Below are 4684 nucleotides of genomic sequence, written 5' to 3'. Positions count from 1 at the left end.
ATATAACCGATAAGTATCTTAAAAGTGAGTTTTATAGAAATGGCTAACAGGTTTTTTGCATTGTAATAAAAGATAGGGAATATCTGATGTACTCAAGAAGAGTAAGTAAATTTTGACGTAAAAGTTACCGTCAGGAACACAAAATGTCTAATGTGCAATTAAATTTATTTAACAATAATCAAGCTGATTATAGTCGGCAAAACTTCATTATCTTAGATGAAAATAAACATGTGTACCACTCAGTCATTGATGATTTATCTTGGAAATGTCTGATCCTTTTTGGACCTAAAAGTTCTGGTAAAACTCATCTTGCCCACATTTGGCAATCGATGAACGATGCAATCTTTATCAATGTGAACAATTTTATAAGCGAGATTAGATATAGCAACGCTTTTATTTTAGAAGATATACAAAACGTTCAAGATGAAGCAATGTTACTGCATTGTTATAACTACATGAAAGAAAATAACAAGAGATTGCTTATTACTTCTTCAACTTCACCAAACAAGCTTAACTTTAAGTTGAAAGATTTAAGTTCTCGCATATTATCAACCATCAGCGTAAAAATTCCATCAGCGAGTGGGGAATTGTTAAGGATTATGTTGATGAAGCGGTTTTCGGATAAACAGTTGAAAATTGATTTGAAAGTGATCGATTATATTTTGGCAAGAGTTGAGCGTTCTTTTTACAGCATTAATGAAATTATAGAAAAGATAGATGATGAATCTATGGGATCAAATGTTACCCTTCCTTTTATTAGTGCCTTATTGAAAAGAGATACTATGTGATTTCTTCTTTTAACAGAGCATATATACTAAAAATTTGTTAACATCTGTAGCACTAATATAAGAGTTACCGTTTAGTTGTGCTAGCGCTATAAAAACATTATATTATAATGGATATAAGTAGATACGACCAAGAAGTGGTATATTATAGCAAAATTCACTTTGCAGGATGCTTTCTACAGATTTGATGTTATAATTTAACTATGGTAAAGGTAAGATCAAATCTAAAAAAAAAATTAAGACGAAGGTTTATTATACTTACTCTGTTGGTAAATGTTTTATTTGTTTCGTATTTTTTATTAAGAAGTACGAATAACATTTCCAATCAAACTATAGTCAAAGAAATAAATATAGGAGCTGAGAATGAAAAGAGAGCAGTTACAGAATAAAAAAGAGAATCTTTACATAACGTATTACATAGATACTTTGGTGTCGGAAAGGTCTGCTACGCAAAATACTTTAGAAAGTTATCGTTCAGATTTACGTCAACTTGAAGATTTTTTGTTGGAAAGTGGCACTACTTTAGTCAGCGCAAGCAAAACTAATATCAAAGATTACGTGAAATCTCTATACGCACAAAAGAAATATAAAAGTAGTTCTGTATCAAGAAAGATATCTGCTATGAAAAATTTTTATAAGTGCTTATTTAATGATGGAATAATAGATTTCAATCCAGCTCCAGCTAATGATGATGAATTGAAAAATCCAAAAGTTTCTCGTCCTTTGCCAAAATATTTGAGCGTCAAAGAAATGCTCTTGTTAATGGATACAGTTAGAAAATCAGCGAGCGAATCGAATAAAGAAATAAACGGTAGGAGGTTATGCGCTATTTTAGACATACTTTACTCTTCCTGCATGCGCATTTCTGAACTGATTAATATGAAGTTATGTGAGGTGTTACATTTAGCAAACAGTAATAACAAAGAAAGTTATATAATAATAAAAGGAAAAAGTGGTAAGGAGAGGCAAATTCTTTTTAATGAGCAAGCGCTGCGGAGCCTTAAAAATTATTTATCAGTTCGTAACAATCTGATTCCTGACGGACAGGAGTCCGATTGGCTGTTTCCAGGTAATAGACCTAATAAGCCGATTACTAGGCAGAGAATCGGTCAACTAATTAAGGAATTAGCAAGAAAATGTAATATTGATGAAAATAAAATCTCTCCACATGTGATCAGACATTCTTTTGCTACTCATCTGTTGGATAGTGGAGCAAGCATTGTGCTGATACAAAAAGTTCTTGGTCATACTAACCTTTCTACAACACAAATATACACTCATGTTGCTAACAAAAAATTGAAGGACAAATTAGCTGACTCACATCCTATTACTCAGACAATCAATAGTTAAACTTATTGTTTTTAATTTGCAGTAGAGCTAAACTCAAGTAAGTTTATCTGAGTTCATGATTTCAGGCTTATTGTTCAATTTTTTCCTTATATTATGGGAGGTGCTCTATACTTCAATTACTCTCCCTATACTCTTCTTTCCTGCACGCATAATAACTATTTTCCTTGCCTGCTCAGTAAAGGTTGTATTGTTCATGCTTCGTTTATTATGTGGAGTTGAATACGCAATTAAGGGGATAGAAAACATTCCAAAGCAGCCCTTTATAATTGCTTCTAAGCACCAATCTCCGTTTGAAACATTTATTTTTATACTTTTATTTAGAAACGCAGTTTTTATTTTAAAACGTGAGCTGAAGTGGATTCCATTTGTTGGTTTGCACCTCATGGCGCTTAGGATGATTTTTATTAACCGCTTGGATGGTATCAGCTCTATACGCTATATTATTAAGTTAGCTAAGATGCGTATAAAAGAAAATAGAAGCATAATAATATTTCCTGAAGGCACTAGAACAGTTGCGACACAAAAAGCAAAATATCGACCAGGTGTTGCAGCTTTATATAGCGTATTATCTGTTCCTGTATTACCAATTGCTTTAAATACCGGTTTATTTTGGCCAAAGAGTATACTTTCTATAAGAAAAAATCCCGGAAAGGCAATAATAGAGATATTACCTCCGATATACCCTGGGTTAAGCAGGGATGAATTCTTGAGAAATTTAGAGAAAGTTATTGAAGAGAAAAGTAGCGAATTGGCTGCAGAAAAAACTAGTATTGCAAATTAGTGAAAAAATTCTATAATAAGGAAAGAGTACAGTGTTTTAGGTATTAATATATGGCGAATCATAAGAGTGCTAAAAAAATGATAAAGGTAATAGCAAAGCGCACTTTGATAAATAAAATGCGCAAAAGTAAAACCCGCACTGCTATTAGGAAATTGGTTGATATAATTAAGTCTGGTGATAAAGAAAATGTCGTTATAGCATTTCGAAACGCTGAATCTAATTTGCACAAGTGTGTGAATAAAGGTGTCATTCATAAAAACACTGCTGCACGTAAAATAAGTCACTTAAATGCAAAAGTCAAAGCGTTGATGACTGCTTAGTGTGGTTAATCTAAAGTTAACTAGGTTAATATATACTCCTCGGTTTGTATGCTTTGTATAGAGTTTGAGTGACCTAAGTGATGGATAAAAAAGCGTTATTAGAATTAAGCAACGGATTAAAGATTGAGCTACCCATATTAAACGGAACAGTAGGCCCTGGTGTATTAAATATTAAGGATTTGTACAGGACAACAGGGTTATTCACTTACGATCCAGGGTTTGTTTCCACAGCTTCGTGTTCTTCCGCAATTACATTCATTGATGGAGATGAAGGAGTTCTTAAGTATAGGGGACATAGTATAGCTGATTTAGCAGAGAATAATAATTTTACTGCTGTAATTTACCTATTACTCCATGGTGAGTTGCCTAATTTAGAGCAACACAAAAAGTTTCTTCTGAAAATAGAGAAATTATCTAAAGTGCCAGAGCAGGTTGTAAACGTAATTAAAGCATTTCCAAAAACTGCTCACCCTATGTCGATTTTAATTACATGTTTTGCAAGTTTGTCAGCACTTTACCATGAGAGACACGGCAACAACGTCAACAGTGAAGATCTAGATTTTGGAATTTCTGCAATAGCGCAAGTTCCTGCAATTGTTGCAATGATATACAGGCATATCAACGATCAGGAATTCATAAATGCCAACAATGAATTGAGCTATAGTGAAAATTTCTTAAGGATGATGTTTGGCGATGCTTTTGATAACGCTAAAAGTGCCCTTTTTGCAAAAGCTCTGGATAAAATATTTACTCTTCATGCTGACCATGAACAGAATGCTTCTACAGCGGCTGTCAGGTTGGTGGGATCAGCCGGTTCTAGTTTGTTTGCAAGCCTTTCTGCAGGAGTTGCTACACTTTGGGGACCGACGCATGGTGGTGCTAACGAGGCAGTTATAAATATGCTAAAGGAGATAGAGCAAAGTGGAGATATAGATAAGTTCATTGAAAAAGCTAAAGATGATAAAGATCCATTCAAATTAATGGGATTTGGTCATCGTGTTTATAAAAATTACGATCCACGCGCACGCATATTGAAGAACGCCTGTAATGAGGTTTTGGGTAAACTGGAACAAAGTAGTGAACTGCTCAAGATTGCAAAAGGACTTGAGAAAATAGCTTTGAAGGATGAGTATTTTGTTACACGCAAGCTATACCCGAACGTTGACTTTTACTCAGGTATAATAATGAACGCCATTGATATTCCTTCGAATATGTTCACACCTATTTTTGCACTTGCAAGAACTACCGGTTGGGTTACTCAGTGGTATGAAATGGCAAATGACAAAGAAACTAAAATCAATAGACCAAGGCAACTCTATGTTGGTAAATAAACCTTCGTGAGACCTCTCGCATAGTTTTTGGCAGCGCTCTAGGTATACAACCATCAAAAACAAAAAAAACTACTTGACAAATTCCTCCAAACCCATTATCGTAAGGTTGAAGTTATT

Annotated in this window: 5 protein-coding genes; all 5 read left to right on the top strand. The window is 33.9% G+C overall.

Going from position 1 to position 4684, the window contains the following annotated elements; genetic code table 11:
* The first annotated feature begins 152 nt into the window (after positions 1 to 152).
* Positions 153 to 788 (top strand): DnaA ATPase domain-containing protein, encoded by a 636-nt coding sequence (locus tag DM84_RS00685; protein ID WP_349305091.1) that lies wholly within the window; start codon positions 153 to 155, stop codon positions 786 to 788.
* A 360-nt stretch (positions 789 to 1148) separates the two neighbouring features.
* Complete coding sequence (locus DM84_RS00680) at positions 1149 to 2135, top strand: tyrosine-type recombinase/integrase (protein WP_250777599.1); 987 nt, start codon at positions 1149 to 1151, stop codon at positions 2133 to 2135.
* 55 nt (positions 2136 to 2190) lie between these two features.
* On the top strand, positions 2191 to 2916 hold the full coding sequence (locus tag DM84_RS00675) for a lysophospholipid acyltransferase family protein (RefSeq protein WP_349305090.1): 726 nt from the start codon (positions 2191 to 2193) through the stop codon (positions 2914 to 2916).
* 50 nt (positions 2917 to 2966) lie between these two features.
* Positions 2967 to 3236, top strand: coding sequence for a 30S ribosomal protein S20 (gene rpsT / locus DM84_RS00670; RefSeq protein ID WP_250777595.1), 270 nt, complete (start codon positions 2967 to 2969; stop codon positions 3234 to 3236).
* 80 nt (positions 3237 to 3316) lie between these two features.
* Positions 3317 to 4567: a citrate synthase gene (locus DM84_RS00665; protein ID WP_250777594.1), complete on the top strand. Its 1251-nt coding sequence runs from the start codon at positions 3317 to 3319 to the stop codon at positions 4565 to 4567.
* Positions 4568 to 4684: the final 117 nt, after the last annotated feature.

The organism is Wolbachia pipientis (assembly GCF_023661085.1).
In the GTDB taxonomy this organism is placed as follows: Bacteria; Pseudomonadota; Alphaproteobacteria; order Rickettsiales; family Anaplasmataceae; genus Wolbachia.
This window is presented reverse-complemented; position numbering and strand designations above follow the sequence as displayed.